At 49.7% G+C, this 15725-nt stretch carries 27 protein-coding genes and 2 pseudogenes; 5 read left to right on the forward strand and 24 right to left on the reverse strand.

Features of this window, described 5'->3' with window-relative positions; genetic code table 11:
• From NNO04_RS14055 to NNO04_RS14085, 7 genes and pseudogenes are all read right to left on the reverse strand, one after another.
• A partial coding sequence (locus NNO04_RS14055; protein WP_271445184.1) for a YnfC family lipoprotein occupies positions 1–334 on the reverse strand: 334 nt, incomplete at its 3' end.
• A gap of 35 nt (positions 335–369) precedes the next feature.
• Positions 370–969 carry a tail assembly protein gene (locus NNO04_RS14060; protein ID WP_271445185.1) on the reverse strand — a complete coding sequence of 200 codons (600 nt, stop codon included), beginning with the start codon at positions 967–969 and terminating at the stop codon, positions 370–372.
• 2 nt (positions 970–971) lie between these two features.
• On the reverse strand, positions 972–1691 hold the full coding sequence (locus NNO04_RS14065) for a C40 family peptidase (RefSeq protein WP_271445186.1): 720 nt from the start codon (positions 1689–1691) through the stop codon (positions 972–974).
• 2 nt (positions 1692–1693) lie between these two features.
• Positions 1694–2449 (reverse strand): phage minor tail protein L, encoded by a 756-nt coding sequence (locus tag NNO04_RS14070; RefSeq protein WP_271445187.1) that lies wholly within the window; start codon positions 2447–2449, stop codon positions 1694–1696.
• Positions 2446–2709: a phage tail protein gene (locus NNO04_RS14075; protein WP_271445188.1), complete on the reverse strand. Its 264-nt coding sequence runs from the start codon at positions 2707–2709 to the stop codon at positions 2446–2448. Before NNO04_RS14075 ends, NNO04_RS14070 begins: the two co-directional genes overlap by 4 nt.
• A pseudogene (locus NNO04_RS14080) lies at positions 2672–3175 on the reverse strand (terminase large subunit domain-containing protein); the annotation flags it as partial. The gene NNO04_RS14075 and the pseudogene NNO04_RS14080, both read right to left, overlap by 38 nt.
• Positions 3153–4142: a terminase small subunit gene (locus tag NNO04_RS14085; protein ID WP_271445189.1), complete on the reverse strand. Its 990-nt coding sequence runs from the start codon at positions 4140–4142 to the stop codon at positions 3153–3155. The pseudogene NNO04_RS14080 and the gene NNO04_RS14085, both read right to left, overlap by 23 nt.
• Before the next feature lie 40 nt (positions 4143–4182).
• Between NNO04_RS14085 and NNO04_RS14090 the strand changes: the two genes are divergently transcribed.
• Both NNO04_RS14090 and NNO04_RS14095 read left to right on the forward strand, forming a co-directional pair.
• Entirely contained in the window at positions 4183–4788 is a 606-nt protein-coding gene (locus NNO04_RS14090) for a hypothetical protein (RefSeq protein ID WP_271445190.1), read from the forward strand.
• Between the two features lie 167 nt (positions 4789–4955).
• Positions 4956–5234: a hypothetical protein gene (locus tag NNO04_RS14095; RefSeq protein WP_271445191.1), complete on the forward strand. Its 279-nt coding sequence runs from the start codon at positions 4956–4958 to the stop codon at positions 5232–5234.
• Here the strand turns inward: NNO04_RS14095 and NNO04_RS14100 are convergent, their stop codons facing one another.
• The 5 genes from NNO04_RS14100 to NNO04_RS14120 all read right to left on the reverse strand — a co-directional run bounded on the left by NNO04_RS14100 (position 5235) and on the right by NNO04_RS14120 (position 8062).
• Entirely contained in the window at positions 5235–5693 is a 459-nt protein-coding gene (locus tag NNO04_RS14100; RefSeq protein WP_271445192.1) for a lysis protein, read from the reverse strand.
• The gene (locus NNO04_RS14105) at positions 5690–6229 is read right to left on the reverse strand and encodes a lysozyme (RefSeq protein ID WP_271445193.1); all 540 of its coding nucleotides are present in this window, start codon (positions 6227–6229) and stop codon (positions 5690–5692) included. Before NNO04_RS14105 ends, NNO04_RS14100 begins: the two co-directional genes overlap by 4 nt.
• Positions 6226–6528: a hypothetical protein gene (locus NNO04_RS14110; protein WP_103947525.1), complete on the reverse strand. Its 303-nt coding sequence runs from the start codon at positions 6526–6528 to the stop codon at positions 6226–6228. The genes NNO04_RS14105 and NNO04_RS14110 overlap by 4 nt, the downstream gene beginning before the upstream one ends.
• Before the next feature lie 138 nt (positions 6529–6666).
• Positions 6667–7719 carry a DNA-methyltransferase gene (locus NNO04_RS14115; protein WP_271445194.1) on the reverse strand — a complete coding sequence of 351 codons (1053 nt, stop codon included), beginning with the start codon at positions 7717–7719 and terminating at the stop codon, positions 6667–6669.
• Positions 7720–7870: 151 nt separating this feature from the next.
• The gene (locus tag NNO04_RS14120) at positions 7871–8062 is read right to left on the reverse strand and encodes a TrmB family transcriptional regulator (protein ID WP_271445195.1); all 192 of its coding nucleotides are present in this window, start codon (positions 8060–8062) and stop codon (positions 7871–7873) included.
• Between the two features lie 357 nt (positions 8063–8419).
• Here NNO04_RS14120 and NNO04_RS14125 point away from each other — a divergent pair, with 357 nt between their 5' ends.
• Positions 8420–8704, forward strand: coding sequence for a hypothetical protein (locus tag NNO04_RS14125; protein ID WP_271445196.1), 285 nt, complete (start codon positions 8420–8422; stop codon positions 8702–8704).
• Between the two features lie 75 nt (positions 8705–8779).
• Here the strand turns inward: NNO04_RS14125 and NNO04_RS14130 are convergent, their stop codons facing one another.
• The 8 genes and pseudogenes from NNO04_RS14130 to NNO04_RS14165 form a co-directional block, all read right to left on the reverse strand.
• Positions 8780–9469, reverse strand: coding sequence for a bacteriophage antitermination protein Q (locus NNO04_RS14130; protein ID WP_271445197.1), 690 nt, complete (start codon positions 9467–9469; stop codon positions 8780–8782).
• On the reverse strand, positions 9469–9606 hold the full coding sequence (locus NNO04_RS14135; RefSeq protein ID WP_271445198.1) for a YlcG family protein: 138 nt from the start codon (positions 9604–9606) through the stop codon (positions 9469–9471). Before NNO04_RS14135 ends, NNO04_RS14130 begins: the two co-directional genes overlap by 1 nt.
• Positions 9603–9965, reverse strand: coding sequence for a crossover junction endodeoxyribonuclease RusA (rusA, locus tag NNO04_RS14140; RefSeq protein ID WP_271445199.1), 363 nt, complete (start codon positions 9963–9965; stop codon positions 9603–9605). Before rusA ends, NNO04_RS14135 begins: the two co-directional genes overlap by 4 nt.
• A 2-nt stretch (positions 9966–9967) precedes the next feature.
• Positions 9968–10174 (reverse strand): hypothetical protein, encoded by a 207-nt coding sequence (locus NNO04_RS14145; protein WP_271445248.1) that lies wholly within the window; start codon positions 10172–10174, stop codon positions 9968–9970.
• Positions 10174–10776: a DUF1367 family protein gene (locus tag NNO04_RS14150; RefSeq protein ID WP_271445200.1), complete on the reverse strand. Its 603-nt coding sequence runs from the start codon at positions 10774–10776 to the stop codon at positions 10174–10176. The genes NNO04_RS14145 and NNO04_RS14150 overlap by 1 nt, the downstream gene beginning before the upstream one ends.
• Before the next feature lie 104 nt (positions 10777–10880).
• Positions 10881–11375 (reverse strand): type II toxin-antitoxin system death-on-curing family toxin, encoded by a 495-nt coding sequence (locus NNO04_RS14155; RefSeq protein WP_271445201.1) that lies wholly within the window; start codon positions 11373–11375, stop codon positions 10881–10883.
• A 10-nt stretch (positions 11376–11385) separates the two neighbouring features.
• Entirely contained in the window at positions 11386–11565 is a 180-nt protein-coding gene (locus NNO04_RS14160; RefSeq protein WP_181626152.1) for a hypothetical protein, read from the reverse strand.
• A gap of 458 nt (positions 11566–12023) precedes the next feature.
• Positions 12024–12325: pseudogene (locus NNO04_RS14165) on the reverse strand (DNA cytosine methyltransferase); the annotation flags it as partial.
• A 112-nt stretch (positions 12326–12437) separates the two neighbouring features.
• On the opposite strand from NNO04_RS14165, the gene NNO04_RS14170 reads away from it, so the two are divergent.
• Positions 12438–12698, forward strand: coding sequence for a YdgH/BhsA/McbA-like domain containing protein (locus NNO04_RS14170; RefSeq protein WP_271445202.1), 261 nt, complete (start codon positions 12438–12440; stop codon positions 12696–12698).
• A gap of 105 nt (positions 12699–12803) precedes the next feature.
• On the opposite strand, the gene NNO04_RS14175 is transcribed toward NNO04_RS14170, so the two are convergent.
• Positions 12804–13208 carry a hypothetical protein gene (locus tag NNO04_RS14175; RefSeq protein WP_271445203.1) on the reverse strand — a complete coding sequence of 135 codons (405 nt, stop codon included), beginning with the start codon at positions 13206–13208 and terminating at the stop codon, positions 12804–12806.
• A 3-nt stretch (positions 13209–13211) separates the two neighbouring features.
• Positions 13212–13688, reverse strand: a complete 477-nt coding sequence (locus NNO04_RS14180) for a class I SAM-dependent methyltransferase (RefSeq protein WP_271445204.1) — start codon at positions 13686–13688, stop codon at positions 13212–13214.
• Positions 13689–13783: 95 nt separating this feature from the next.
• Between NNO04_RS14180 and NNO04_RS14185 the strand changes: the two genes are divergently transcribed.
• On the forward strand, positions 13784–13984 hold the full coding sequence (locus NNO04_RS14185) for a hypothetical protein (protein ID WP_271445205.1): 201 nt from the start codon (positions 13784–13786) through the stop codon (positions 13982–13984).
• Positions 13985–14014: 30 nt separating this feature from the next.
• Here NNO04_RS14185 and NNO04_RS14190 read toward each other — a convergent pair whose 3' ends face one another.
• Both NNO04_RS14190 and NNO04_RS14195 read right to left on the reverse strand, forming a co-directional pair.
• Positions 14015–14764 (reverse strand): ATP-binding protein, encoded by a 750-nt coding sequence (locus NNO04_RS14190; protein WP_271445206.1) that lies wholly within the window; start codon positions 14762–14764, stop codon positions 14015–14017.
• A 2-nt stretch (positions 14765–14766) separates the two neighbouring features.
• Positions 14767–15678, reverse strand: coding sequence for a replication protein (locus tag NNO04_RS14195; RefSeq protein ID WP_271445207.1), 912 nt, complete (start codon positions 15676–15678; stop codon positions 14767–14769).
• Positions 15679–15725 lie beyond the last annotated feature (47 nt).

Consider the following 15725-nt stretch of genomic DNA (forward strand, 5'->3'; position numbering starts at 1 on the left):
GTATTGAGAAAGGCTTACCATCTATCTGGCCAATAAGACTTCCATTGCTATTTTTTAGAACGGTTTCATGTCCAGAAGAAATGTTATCAAGATCTAAGCTTTCAACACAACCATTCTTATCCAGTCTGATGGCGATTTTATAAGTGACTTTCCCATTCTCTTCAACATCAGTATCTAAGGATTTAACAGCCCCCTTAACTGGATTGAAATCAAACATAGTAGATAAATTATAGAGGAGAGGCATGTAATGGCTCTCAGCCAAAGCCATGCTTGAAAATAAGGAAGTACAAAGGAAAAGAGTAGATATTTTTTTCATTTTTAAATCTAAGCTCAAGTTACCCCATATTAAGTAAGCCCATTACAGCATGCTTACTGCTGATCTTCAACATAGATACCGGCGGAGACGATAGCGCCACCGATGCGCCGTTTACCATAAAGAAGTGGGACCGGATTGCCCTGGGCTGTGGTGTTAGTGACACCACCAAAGGCGTAGCTGGCCTGATTGTCTGCTGATTGTTTACTGGCAAGGCCTGCCGTCTGCGGCGACATCATTTGCACAACGCCGCCGATCATCATTGCAGCACCAAATTTAGCCGCACCATAACCAACAGCTGAAAGTGTACCGCCAGAAAAATAGCCAATTGCAACGCCGACGACTACCAGCACCGCGCCGAGTATGGTCTGGAATACACCTGCTTTCTTACTGCCGATTACGACAGGTGCAATACGTATATCTTCACAGCCTTTATCCATATCAAGCTCATCAGAAATCAGGTTGCGCTTTCCGCTGAAAACGGCATATGTAAGGCCGCGCTGCTTGCTTGTATTCAGGAAGCGTTCGAAGCCTGGCACGATCACGCAAAGCGCGCGGATGGCCTCTTTGGGTGATGCCACAAAGAGTCTGAACTCTCGGCCAAACGTAGCGCCGAGCACACCATACAGGCGCACAGTCCGTAATGGTTCAGTCATGATCACCCCGCACCGATAAAATCTTTGTACCTGACAATCTTCATTGTCCGTTCCATCCAGTACCCACCATACGGCACGCGCTGGCTCAAATGGCCGTACAAATGATGCAGGAGCATGTTGCCTTCTAAGAGAATACCGGCGTGGTTCCACTTGTTGGCCTGGACCTGCATAATCACCATATCGCCGGGCTGTGTTGCTCCTGCAAACTCTCGAAACCCGCATTCATACCAGCAGTCCTGATAGAAGTTGCCTGGATAGGTGTCCTCCCACCAGGGATAGTCGACGCGATAATCGTTCAACTCTATACCGTGCTCCTGCCGGAAATAGCTCATCACCAGTCCCCAGCAATCGTACACACCCAGCACGAAAGGACGCCCCACCAGCGGCAACTCATCGCGTGGCTGAATGGTGCGCAGATCACCCTCCGGCCAGCTCATGATATGCCAGGGCAGGTGCGTAACGTCACACTGAGCTTTATCGAGTTCACTCGGCTGCGTGGTTGCATCCGGATGGCTGTGTACAATGCCGGTAACCGTTCCCCAGTCTTCAGCCGCCGCGTAATCTTCGGGCGAAAGATGAAACTGCTCTGTTGGGTCAATTGAAAGATTGCGGCAGGGAAAATAGCGCTCCACCCGGCTTTTTTGAGCCACCACGCCACAGCATTCGCGCGGATACTCCTTCGCGGCATGCGCCATGATGGCGTTAATCGTTTTTTGGCGCATGATTAACTCCTGATAAGGGAAGTGCCTGGGAAACCACCGAAAGGTAATTCTTCATTCTCACCAAACCGCAACCTGCATGCGGTCAAAGTGCCATTGCAGGCATCGAGCGACGGATCGTCTACCGGGTTGTTGTTCAGATCGAAGTAACTGGTACCGGTATAATCACAGCCATCACCAGAGCGATAATTGTTGCGAATACACCAGGTGCATAATGAGTGGAGTTGCCGGGTTGGAATCATCAACCCCTGAAGATCCATAGGGCTGGTGAGAATGAACTCGACGCTTTCCCCCGCCAGTTCGTTATTCTTCCCATCGATGTAGAACACCCGTTTTCTTACCTGCAGTGGGTCAGCAGTAGCATTTCCCTCAGGAAAGTTTCTGGCATCAAGATAATGAGCAAAAGTATCGTGAATAGTGATCTTCGCCTGAAGCATATCGTCGTAAGCGAGGCAAAGCGCAGTGATCGAGCTGTCGATGTTTGCCACGGTCAGGGTCGGCTGCGCGCTGCTACCATCGGTTGATGCTTCAATCCCCTCGAACTGATAAGGCCAGGCAGCATATTCCTCTCCCTGCCACCAGATACTTTTCGCTGCAAGTTTCGATTCATCGCCGCCAGCTGCAGCAATCTCATCAGTTGTATGAGGTAAGTTGTAGGCATGGAAGCGCAGGACGTCATCGACACCAAATGTGGAGCCATCAACCTCAATGAGGCGGATTTTATTACCGGGTTCGAGGCGCTGATAATCTTCTGTGATCATGGGGCGTATGCCTGTTTGAAGGTAGCGGAAATGGTCATAACCTTGCTGGAAAGGGGTTGCGATTTCACTGAGTCAGCCTCAATCCGGTAAAGTCCCACCTCGCCAATAGGTGATGTCCAGATGAAGGACTTTGAGATGTGGGAACGGCAGAACTTCAGAGCAGCAAGCATGTCTGCTTTTTTACCGGTGAGTGTGATTGGCCACGACTGCTTCTCGGGGTTAGACGAACTTGAAGCCTTCAGGTGTCGTTGTGACGTCAATACCGTTTCGCAGACCCGGAACGTTGTAACGCATACGAGCGATGATTTTTCGCCACGCCTGCTGCGCTTTTGCCGCCGGCATTACGTCCAGTTCGTCGACCATCGCATTACCGATTTTGAAGCCGACAATCGAACCGGGTTTCTCCATCGATCGGCAGATCGTTGTTCCGCGATAGCGCCGCCCTTCGTAGAAATGGACCTCCTTGTTTCCCTCGTTGATTTTGACGGTCAGGCCCCAGTCATGGGCCACTTCCTCAACGGTGGGATAGAAGATGTCGCGGATCTGCGGGTACGTCGGCGCAAAGTAGCCCTGGTTAATCTTCGGGTACTCCCACATTCCCTTGCAGATACCGCCGCAGCCAACCCACGTCTTACCAGAACCGAACCCGGCCACGTAGGCTTTGAACTTGTGATGCATTGCGAGGAAGCGCGCCTGCGGAATATTAAGTGTCGGGCTGATCCCCATCATCTGCCCTCGCATCCACTACGTTGATATTGATTTGCACTGGGGTTGGTTCATCGTCGTCACCATCACCGGCCAGCTCTTTGCGGAGTTTTTCGATCTCCAACAACCGGCGGTCGATTTCGATCTGCTGCAGCCGCTGCGCGAACTCACTATCAGCCAGGCCAAGCCGCTTCATCACCGCTTCAAACATGCGCTCACGGCTGATGGCGGTTATCTCGACGCCATTCTTTCCAACCTTCACACCGGAGTAGGCGAGTCGGGATATCGCCGGAAGTTTGCGCGTATCAGGGAAGTAAGGCTGGCCAATGCCGTCGCCGTTGCAACGCGGGCATTCAGGGTTTGGCTCTTTGTTGTGATCGTAACCATAACCGCCAGTGTCTTCGGGTTGTCTTGCTCCCTCTCGTCCTTCAACCTTCGCCGTCTCTTCATCAAACTCAACTGCGTCACGCCACTGGTAGTGATGACCGAAGCCCCAGCAGTATCGACAGGCGCCGCGGCGGTATTGTGATAGATGGTTAGCGTCGAAGGTGGCGAGTTGCCACATCTGGGTCAACACCTCATCGGCATCAGCAAGCGTGCGCGCAATGGAGGCTTTCTGCTGCTGCGCAATTGCCTGCGCAACGTTAGGATTCGCTATTAGCTGACGACCGTAGTTTGGGTCACTATAACCAGCACGTGCAGCGGCTGCCGTGGCGTTTTGGTCCTTGAGATATTCAGCAACAAAGCGTTTTATCTTCGGGCTCAGTTTGCTATCCACCAACTCCTCTGCGCATTTTTCGGTTTGCGCACTGCGCATTTTCTTCTGCGCATTTTTTTGCACGAATTGCGCAGCGGGCTTTTTGATGTATCGGCGGGCGGTGGCGTAGTTCAGTCCCTGTGCTTCACACCACTCTTTGGGGGAGATGCCGATAGTGGCATGATCGGACAGAAACCGCTTCTGAAGCTCGCCCCAGTCCGGTTTTGCCATGTATAATCCTTATAAAACATTGAATTGATGAAGGACTAGAATGATTCGAGATTTACTGATGGAAGCAATAAATCATGAGCGCATGCTTCAAAAGCTTAACGAACTAAATACTTACTTCTATAACCGTAAGCATGAAACTCAGATTCGTGACGAATTGGTGGTAATTATTAATCAGATAAGCCCCGTGATTGCTATAAGTGAGTATCCAAAGCTTAGGATCGGTGCTGTAGATTTATCACTGTATGAATCACCATTATCGAGCTTTGAAGACAATCACAGCATCGCAACAATAGAATTAAAACATCACTATCCAAGAGATTTACTACTTGAAAAGGTACAAAATGACATTTTGTCTGACATATCCAGGACGATTGTCTCTCCTACCACTCATTTCCTTCATATTATCCAGCAAAGGGACGAGCGCGCCAGGCCTCTAATTGGTAAGGTTAAATACCTTGAAAGAAATGCCAGAGATATCAGTCCGTATGTAAAATGTCTGGAGGAATTGAGTACTTTCCCAAGAAATTACCGCAAAGAAAGCATAAGTATTGAAGTTCAGGGTGACATCATGTCGACATACACATTTAACATATATACCCTGTCAAAAATGAGAACCAAAAGTACTGAAGATTCAGCGACTCTCTGACCTGTACCACGTGATGATAAGACGCAGCGGTGCATTCGAAGAGAAGTGTCGCCAGAATTATGACCACTGGGTTCATATGATTTACTCAGATGACGGCATTATCGACACTACTCGTTGAATAGCTATCCGTATGTTATCTTTTATAATAAATTACAAAGAGAAATGTGATGCACTACAATACCAAAGTCAGGGTTGCGGTACTTTTATATCTTATGGCGGCATATGCTATTGCCCTGCCGGTGCTTGCCCTGTTCTCAGATTTGGTGATAAACGGTGGCATTATTGATATATGGAAGGGTTCATATTCATTTGTAGACTTGATTGATTTCCGTAAAATTCTTTTCCTTAAATTCGCCGGACTAGGCGCTATCCTTGGTTTTTTCTACTGGATCTTTTTTTTCAGGAAGTATAGATACCACTGCCCATTGGACAAATATTTTAAATAGTCACTGGCACTGTGTATTGATGTATTCCTGCAAATAGCCAACCTGCTTCGTTACTGTGACGATTCGCTCTCTGAGGGTGAAATAATCCCGTTCAGCGGCGTCAGTAAGTCTGGGACTGGAAGCATAGCCCATGCCGCCGGACTCGGTCGTTCCGTTCTCGGGGCATTTTGCGTTGACGTGCAGCCCGCACTTGCCAGTGCTAACACAACGCTGCAGATCATAAAGCTGCTTTTTCGCATCAGCCAGTTCTCCTATGTATTTGGCATCTAATGCAGCAACATCGCGCTGCCGGACCTGCATATCTCTGATGGCGGCTTTTGCCAAACTCAGTTTTTCAGTGGCCTTATCGCGCTGGTCTTTGAAGGTAATTGCGTTTCCACGGTAGTGGTTAATAGCCCAGGACATGGAAACCAGCAGACAGATAACGGCTGCGCAGATGATTACTGTAAGTCGGCTCATTGGTCTATCCCCCAGCACGTCAACGCGCTTTCCTGATCGCGTCGTTCCACCTGGCCATAACATCCGTTCTTCTTGCCTTTGGTCAGCCGGCAGTCGCGGCCACCGTCTTTAATCCACCAGCGTATCGCCTCACATGCGCCTTTACGGTCGCCTGCATTGATGCGCTTATAGAACGTCGATGAAAAGCACTTACCCGGGCCAATATTGTACGGGCAGAATGAAGCTATACCTGCCTTCTGCGGTTCGGTCAGCGGCACGTTGATGTTGCGGTCTACCCAGGCCAGCGCCTTATCGCGTTCAATGGCGTTTACCTGATCGCATTTCGCCTGCGTCAGCTTCATGCCCTGCACTACCGGCTTACCATCAACCATCGTGGCACCACGACAAATGGTCCAGAGCCCGCCGCCGTCGCGATACGCCTTCAGGCTGTTACCCTCTTTCTCATTCAAAAACTGGTCGAGAATGACAGATGCAGGAGCGCCGGCGAGAATAAGCCCCAGAACGGCAGCGCTCAGCTTTGTTCTGTTTCCCATCATTCACCTTCCTTTTGTAACGCTTCAACAACGACTCTTGCAGCCGCTGGCCGCTCATGAAGTGGTTTGTCATTAACGCCTTTCAGGTAGTCATTAACCATCTCTGTGCGCTTCTCATCTTCCCGGCGCTTCCTGTGCGCATCCACTCGTCCATTGATATAGGACGCGAGTGAGATAAGCAGACCTGCAGCACCAAAGAACATGAAGACCAGATCCTGTGTCGTGAATCCAATAGCAGACGCCAGAGCTGCGACCCACGCAAAGAATTGCGTGAAGATGTTCCCTGAATCATTCATTTTCATGATCTCTCACCTCGCTAAACGGCGGGTGTTGTGTGGTGGGGAGAATCAGGCGCACGGGCTGAGTTATAAAGAACGTCGTGGAGTTTTCCCGTGGCCTGATGTTGGTTGGCCACCACACCGTTAGGGAGTGATGGCCTTTTAGTTTTCCGCCCGCTCTCTTACCTCATTCACTGTCTGGTTAAACCGGTCAGGTTCAAGTTCAACCCCAATGGCGCACCGCCCTAAATCCATAGCTTCTTTTATCGTCGAACCTGATCCCATAAAGAAATCGGCAACGACCTGTCCCGGCCGGCTGCTGGCATTGATGATTTGCCGCAGCATGTCCGCAGGTTTTTCGCAGGGGTGCTTTCCGGGGTAGAACTGAACAGGCTTGTGTGTCCAGACATCGGTGTAAGGTACAGAAACAGAAACTGAGAAATGTCGGCGGAGGGATTTGTACTCCTCCAGCAACTCTGAATACTTACGATTCAAACACTGCCATTCTTCCACCAGCAGGTGATGGTCAGCATTAAGCTCGTTGCGTTGAAACTTCTCTTTAGCGATCCGTTTAAACAGCTGTTGCAGTTTGTCGTAATCCGCTTCGTTAGGCATCTGCCACTGGCTGGTGCCAAACCAATGAGAAGCCATATTCTTTTTACCCGTAGCCTCAGCGATCTCTTTCGACGTAACGCCTAGCGCTTCACGGGCATCACGGAAGTAGGAAATCAGCGGATTCAGAACATGTTGTTTGAGTTCTTTGGTTTTCTCTTCATAACCGCAGTCTTTTGGTTTGTACGGCCCTTGATAGTGTTCCGCGAAGAGTATTCTTTCAGTAGCCGGAAAATAGGCGCGCAGGCTTTCTTTATTGCATCCATTCCACCTGCCTGATGGCTTCGCCCATATGATGTGGTTCAGTATGTTGAAGCGCTCACGCATCATGATCTCAATGTCGGACGCCAGGCGATGCCCTGAAAACAGGTAAAGGCTACCAGTGGGCTTGAGAACGCGCCAGAACTGCGCCAGACACATATCCAGCCAAAGAAGATAATCCTCGTCCCCCTTCCACTGGTTGTCCCAGCCGTTTGGCTTTACCTTGAAATAAGGTGGATCGGTAACAATCAGGTCTATGCAATCATCAGGAAGGGAAGCAATGTACTTGAGGCTGTCAGCGTTGATTAATTCAACACTGTTTATTTTTACAGTATTTTTCATAGATCAGTAAGCGTGTCTCTGATAGGCTCACTGTGCTTTAGCGCTAAAGCGGTGGGCCTTGGTTCGCTTGTGACCTTCTACATGAGCAAATGGCTGGTCGGGTGCTACAACACCCACCAGCCGCCCATTTCCACAATAAAAAAAGCCCCCATCACTGGAGGCGCTTGTAACATCCGAACTGGTAGTGGGATACCCCCGCCATCACCATCTGCGTCAGTATGAACTGGCAGCGGGATGGGCTCAGATGTGTTTTTTCTGCAATTTCACCAGCGGTCGCTGGCGTGGTGCTTAGTTCGTTATAAACCGCCTTTGCTTCTTCGGTCATATACTGCTGATTTTGCATGCCTTTTCACCTTTAACAAGTTTCGTGACATACAGATAACTCTGGTTGCCCAGGGCAGCAAGAACTCTTTGCGAGGATATAAAAAACCTCGCACAGGCTGCGAGGCACAATAGCCTTCTCTCATTTGTCGCCCCCACACTCGGATAAACGAAGTGAAGCTTATCCGTGTCATCTCCAGCATTAGAAATACTTAATGATGGATGAAACGGATTGCTAATCGTCATCGAGAAGGTCAGTCAGTCACAAACGGATTAGAAGTCCGTTGCTCTTTCTGCGTTGTACGAACAGATGGTTATGTGGTCATCAATGTCAAAACAACTTAAAATTCAGTGTCATTGTTAATGAAATGGAATCCACATGAAAAAGGTTATTATTACAGCAGCCTTGATTTTGTCCTCTGCTGGTTGCTTTGCCTCTGATGAGGACGGGAAATATGAACAAGGCGACTGCATTATGGCTAATGACACTAGTTACAGCTGGTTTGGCGAGTTTGCAAAAGTCGAGGCCTACTCGAGGATCAAAGGGTTCGCAGGTCCTCAGTACATTCTGTACTTCCCAAGCTATAAAGCCAGCGCAGTGGTTTTTGGCCCTGAGATCGAAGATCATACAATCAAAGTTGGAAACAACTACTGCCAGCGATAAAAAAGCAAGAACCCGCTCATAGGCGGGTTCATACAAATACGGCATCATATCTGATTTACATGAAATATAGGCTTTTCAATCCAGTTTTGCAAGACTTCTATCTAAACTGGTCGCCTTCTGTTGTGAACGTGATCGCGTAACCTGCAACAAAGACCCACTATCCAGACACTCATATATGTGCTTCATCTCTAGCCAGCGCTCGGTGAATGTCTCAGACCAGTTCTTTGCTGTAACGCCAACCAGTACCGCCAAATCTTGATACTGATACACGTCACGCCCAGCCAGCTCAGCTTTGGTATCTTGCGCCGCCAGCCAGATTAGCTTCTTCAGGCGCTCTATTGTCTTACCAGCCATCTTTCGTGCGCCAATCTGTGCCTTGAACTCACCCCATGCCCAGTGAGTGATGGTTACCTGATATTCAAAGCGGATGTTCTCGCTGTAGCTCCATAGCAACCAAGCTTTCTGATGCTCATCAAGCGACAGTACCGCCCGGCGCCATGACGAAGTGGAGAACTCAACCGGATTGACTAGGGGGATATGTGAACCCTTCCCCCTAGACTGATGCCCGGGAATTGGTGGATTCGTCGGATTCATAAGTCGCCCGTTCACCGGGTTGACCACCTTAACGCGGGACCGGCTTCGCGGCGTGGAGGTGAACATTGCATTCTCAGCGAAAGCTACCAGTTGCCCTTTCGTCGCTCCGCTCAGATCGGCAGTGGCAACAATCAGTTGCTGGCGTACAAATTCCAGGTATTGAGTGTTCACTATACTGCTCCTGCTGTCTGGTAAATGCGGATGATGTTTTTCAGAATGCGGTAGTCGACCAACACAGATCCCGGGCGTCTGTAAGCGCGGAGACGATGCCAACGTATGCGGAATGTTTCGATCAACTCTGGACTCATGAGGCCTCCAGTTCTGTAATGGTTAGTTCGAGAAGGCCGCCTTTTACGACAGGCATTTTCACAACGCGGTAATCGACAACCTGGCAGTCATCAAGCCAAAAACCAGCCTTGGTTAAAGCGTCAAATGCAGCTTTCTGCAGGTTATCCAGATCGCGGCGCCGGCGATCTGGCATGTGGCATTCAATTCGGAGTTTGAGCGGTGCGGCCGTGTGGATATTCAGCTGACTTTTGCGAATGATCATGGCCACAGAGTTCCGGTAGGCGACGCCGTCCGCGCTGATATGCGTGCGCCCTCGGTTGTGCCGGTAATAGCGGTTATTACTCGGCGGCCAGGGTAATGTGATTTGATATGTATTCACTCTTACCCCCACATCCGATTACGCCAGCGACTATCCGGGCGCGCTGGTGCATTTGAAGTTGGCAGGAACGCACTGACGGTCCAGGTCAAGAAATCCTGGTTAAGGCTGCGCTCAGCACGCACTCCCCGCGCTTTATAACGCTTTATCAGTTCGTCGGCCTGTTCAGTGCTGCAATTGGTATGATAGAACCAGGTATACTTCATCCTTATCACCCCGCAAAGCCAAGCAGTTGTGCGGCAACGTTTTCAGCTTCGTCGCGGCTGCGGAATGAACGAGACAAAATCCAACGCCAAAGAACATCGAGCGCGGCTTTGTACAGCTGCTGGAACTCGACTTCGTCCATATTGGCGAAAGAAATGCTACGAGGATGTTTTTTGAGTGTACCGTCAGGCAGTTGAATGGCGACATAGTGCCCTGCCTCGATGATCACCCAAGATCGATAAGCATCAAACGATTTGCAAAGACTGATGCCATTCGTGACTCGGCGGTTGGCTACTTGCTCAAGATATTGCTCAGCGACATCAATGAGCACGCTCTCGTTTCCAGCGTAAGATGCGAGGTATTTGGCGTAGCCGGTGATCAGCTTGCGCTCGTTACTTGAGATCGCTCCGCCGGTTGGTTCCCAGTACTCGAAACCTAGATTGAGAAGCGCGAAGAAGCGCCGGTGGAATGCAGGATTCCTCACCTGACGAATTTCGGCCACCAGCACGGCGCCGAGTTTGATTTTTGATTGCAGAGTATCACTGCTCTCCGGTGTAGCGGGGATCAGTATTCCTGAGGACTGCTTGATGAGTTGTAATTCGTGCGCCATGGTTCCCCCGTGGCGCATCAAGTTGTCAGTTGTTCAGGCTGACACTGACATTATGTACAGTTGATAATCGAAAATCAATGCAAGAAAAAACCCGCCGAAGCGGGCTATTCATTTGAAATAATTCGTATGTACTGCGATGTCGCTATGAGTGCCTGAACCGGACTCGATCTTGTAGCGCATAACGATCGTGAATCGTACTCGCGTGACCAATGGCAGAGCCAATTTTCCAAGTCATCTACCGAATAATCCTTGCGCGCCATCCCCTCAGCAATAATAACTACCTCATCTCCAGGTGCCGTGAGTTCATACCCATTAAGCAGCAGAAAAACGTACCCAGCCATTATAGCTGTACGTTTGTTGGCATTCGCAAAGGGATGGTTCTGAATGAGGCTCTCTATCAGGACAGCAGACAGGCGAAACATGTCGTCTGTCTGCTCGTAATATCTGATTGTGCTTGGCCTAGATTGAGATGAACTAAGATTGTTCTGATTAAGAACTGCTATAGGTTCATTTGGAGTCTGAGTTTCGATCAGAGCTTTATTGATGTAAACAATATCCTCAAGCGAAAGATAGTTAATCCCTTCAACGTGCTCTGTCATCCGTAATCACTCAGACTTTAGAAAGATCTTCCATCGCCTTTTCGTATCGAGCAAAACCAAACTCAAAGGCATTTTTTACCTGATCAGTATGTGAACATGTTTCGCTGATCGCTGCACGAGGTTTCGCCACCGTGGATTTGTCACGAGGCGGAATGTACAAGCGATCTGCCTTTTTTAATGCGTGACCCATGATTTTCCCCTCATGCACGTCTGGCAGTGCTTCATCAACTTAAAGGATGTAAAGTACATCCAAAGAAATCATAGCCACTGAAGACTATTCAAGGCTATTGAAGTCTATTTAATACCATCGGTAATATTTCAGCAATCGTCGAGCGTTAAAGAAGTCGTCACGTTCGGCGACGTTTTGAATGACGGCTATTCACGATGCATGCACGTTCGCCGATTATCAACCTTTAGTTGAGTGATGTAGATAGACGATACCCGCATAATAAATGGTAACAACGGATATGCTAATCTTGCAGAAATAGCACTTTTTGCACAAAATCATAGTGTATTGGTTATGCCATTTTCCTTTTATTGCTGTAATATTCGCGCCCCCACGACAAGAGGGTTTCTTTTGAAGCAGTTGCAAAGGCAAAAAAATCATTGATGAAAGCCCACTTACGCGGGCTTAGTTATCATCTAGAGTTATGCTGCCTGCTCTCTTCTGTCACACAACTCCGGCAAGTTAGCTCTCACCAGCGCCTCAGCAAACGGCGGCGGGATTGCATTGCCGCAGCGCGCAACCTGCTTGTCCTTCGCGTACCTCTTGCCCCGATAGTCCTGGTCGATAATGTACCACTCCGGGAAACCCTGAGCGCGGTAGAGTTCATGCGCTGCACCATGCGCATGCCGATATCTACAATACGGTTCATAACGCTATCTACTTCCACAAATTCGAAAGCATCTTCGCCGCAATATTCACGAAGAAAATCACGTACTGACTCGGCGTGTGGGTAGTAAAGGAGAATTATCCCATCTAATCTTGACATTTTTCTGTGTCAATTCACCTAAAATTTATGAGGTGATTATGTTTAATCACTCATAAGCTAGGAGGATGTAATGATGAAAAATTTACTTCACTTTTCAATAGCTGTGATCCTGATAGCCCTTCCGATAACGACCTTTGCTGTTGATTCTCTTACCAATGGGAACTCTGCCAGTCACATGAGCGGCACCCTCACTGCAAAGGGAAACAGTGTTGAAGAAGTTGAAAGCACCCTTAAATCGGAAGCAATGAACAGCGGTGCATCAGCATATACGATTACTACTGAGAGTAATGATGCTGGGCAGGTCTACGGCGAAGCAACCCTCTATAAATAAATTTTGATCAACACGAAGAATGTATCATCTGAAAAATTAACGGCTCCCTCAATAGAGCCGCTATACCCAGAAAAACTAAGCCCTGTATTAGTGGGGCTGATTGAGTTACACCTTAAACCGGTGCGTGGTGGTGCGCGCACCTGGCGCCATTTCTTGCTTGATGGCTTCACGCCTGCGTTCGAACTCATTCGGCACCACCACAGGCGACGGCGTGACGGCGTAAAGCGGAATTAGGTCCTCACCAGGATTTCGCCACATCCACTCCCTCCAGGCCTCTCCAGCCTGAAAGTTTATGAATGCTTGCGGGTCAGCGTATGCCACAGGCTCAGCGCCAAACGCTGCAATAGCCTCATCGATCAGCTTCACCGCGTCAGACATCGCATAGCCAATGTCTCCGCCGCCACGTTGTGCTGCGGCTTTGCTGAGTGTTTCGCGTATCTGGTGCAAGCGACGGGATGTCAGCGGAGCGTGTGCTGGGTGTTTGTTGTGGTCTTTGGTTAATGTGGTCATGGGTTAGTCCTTCACAAAGATAATCCAGTGGGTTTTGTCGTTTTTCCCAGTGCGTTGGCCTATTGCAGGTTTCACATCTGTAAGAGCCAGAATCTGGCTAACGGGGATTTGCGTCTCGTTCCATTTGAATATGAGAACGCCGTGTGGCCGCAGTACACGGAAAGCCTTTTTGAATCCTGTTCGCAAATCAGATCGCCACGTTTTTTTGTTTAGTCGCCCGTATTTTTTACCCATCCAGGCAGACTGGCCCACACGCTCCAGGTGCGGAGGGTCAAACACCACAACCGGAAAAGACGAATCAGCGAACGGCAGCGAACGAAAGTCGGCAATCAGGTCGGGACTGATAACCAGGCGGCGACCGTCGCACAGGTCGTGTTCTTCAGAGCGAATATCAGCGAACACGGCGCGGGTGTCCTGCTTGTTGAACCAGAACATGCGAGAGCCGCAGCACATATCGAGAATCGTCGTTGTGTCGGTCATGCTGATGCCCTCCCGTAAAACGCCAGAACTCGCTTCATCGCCGGACTTGTGCGGCACACTGAAGTAACTATGTTTTTTCTCATGTTCGATTTGAGATGCTTAATATTCAGTTCCCCGCCGGGCTGAAGCGTGTAGACCGGTCGATGCGGCTCGCCAGTGCGGATTACTACCGCTCTGCGTGTCAGGTGAAGCAGCAAGTTGTGTGCTTTCTTGCAGTCGCATCCCAACAGGTTCTGAACCTGACGCGGCGTTACGGTCTGGTTAACCCGAAGGAAATCGACAATTGCCCACAGTGATTTGCTTGCCATAGTGTTTTTCCCTCGAGGTTATTTAACGATCTGGAGATGGCTAACATTCTTGCGGTAGCTTCCCCAGTCAAAGTTCACCCACATTCCGCCATCCATCTGGAGGCGATCGATAACGCGCGCGCCCAGAGCACCGAGAAGTTCGTCATGGTTCAGATTCGTCAGAACGCCTACCGGACGCATTGACGACAGACGACGGTCAATAACCTGATTGAGAATGACTTTCTCGCCACTGCTTCCGCGCTGAATACCGACTTCATCCAGCACAAGCAGATCGACTTTACACAGGTCATCCAGAAGTGCAGCCTCTGACTGGCCGCCGTCGTAGCACTCGCGAACTCGTAGCATCAGGTCAGGGATAGTCACCACCAGCACGCTATGCCCGCCAGACAGCAGATGATTTCCAATTGCCGCAGCCAGATGGTTTTTCCCGGTACCAGGAGTACCACTAAACACGAAGCTCGCGAACCCGGCGCCGAAATTCTGTGCGTAACTCTTTGCCATCGTGAAGGCTTTGCGCTGCCCTTCCCCGGATACCTGGTAATTCGCGAACGTGCAGCTGCGATGCAGACTCTGGATACCAGAGCGACCAAAAATTTTATCTGTCCGGGCTTTCTGGTTCAGCCTGTCCAGTTCTTCACAACGCTTGAGACCTTCTTCGCGCTGCCACGCCAGTAACTCTGCTGCGCTGGTGAACTTCGGTTGAACGCCAGGCGGAATGAGTTTCTTCAGGCGCTCGAGCGCACTACCAGAACTAACAATGTTTTTCATCGCTACCCCCTGAATCCGGTTGGGATGGTTTTATCTGGCTCAGAAATGCGGTTCACATCCCTGCCCGCTTTGCGGTCATTGAGAGCGAACTTCGGTTTGAACAGTCCCTGGTACCCGTTGGCGATACTGGTGTTGATCACGTCAACCGGATCGTGACCGTCGTCCAGGCATGCCTTCAGCAACTTGAATGCTTTGTTGACCGTCAGCTCGGTTTTTATGGCTTTTCCAGACTGCTGGCGATAGGCAACCCACTCACTCCAGGACACAGAGTCAAGCCATTCAGGAACAGGAATTGTCAGCGGATCAAACTTCACCTTCCCCCCTGGGGGATTAGAGGGGGTTAGATCTGTATTTATATTTGTATTTGGAAGAATGTCTTTGGTGTTCCCTGTTTTCAGGGATACCTCTCCCTGTTTTTGGGGATGGTTATCCCCGTTTTCAGGGATGGTTGAAGGGGTAAAACTGCTATCTCTGAATTCAGGGATGGTAATAACCCATGTAACAACTTCAGCAGGCGGGAAAGCTGCTGGACACTTCGTGCAATTTGGCTTGGTATACGCCCATTTATCCAGGCTGGTATTAATCCCAATGTATCTGGTTTGCCCAATTCGGCGCAGGATGATGATGTTCCGGTAGGCGAGGCTCAGCACGGCTTCAGATACGTGTTTAACCTTCAACGTCGTTTTGTCTGCAATGAGGCTATTGGCGATGCGATCCGAAGCCTTAGACCAGCCATAGGTCAGGCGAACGATAGCATTCAGCACTCGGAACTCACGCCCGGATAGCTCGACGATACACAGGGCATCCTGAATCTGGTTGGCTAGGCGCAAATAGCCTTTCTCCAGTTCAGCCATGCTGCTCTCCTGTTTCCCCTGTTGCGTGGGGAATTTGAATATTTCAGCGGTATTTGACATACTGTTCTCCGCAATTACGCACAGTTTTTGCACCTGAAGGCCGTTGG

The sequence above is a fragment of the Citrobacter sp. Awk 4 genome, from assembly GCF_028069725.1.
In the GTDB taxonomy this organism is placed as follows: domain Bacteria; phylum Pseudomonadota; class Gammaproteobacteria; order Enterobacterales; family Enterobacteriaceae; genus Citrobacter_D.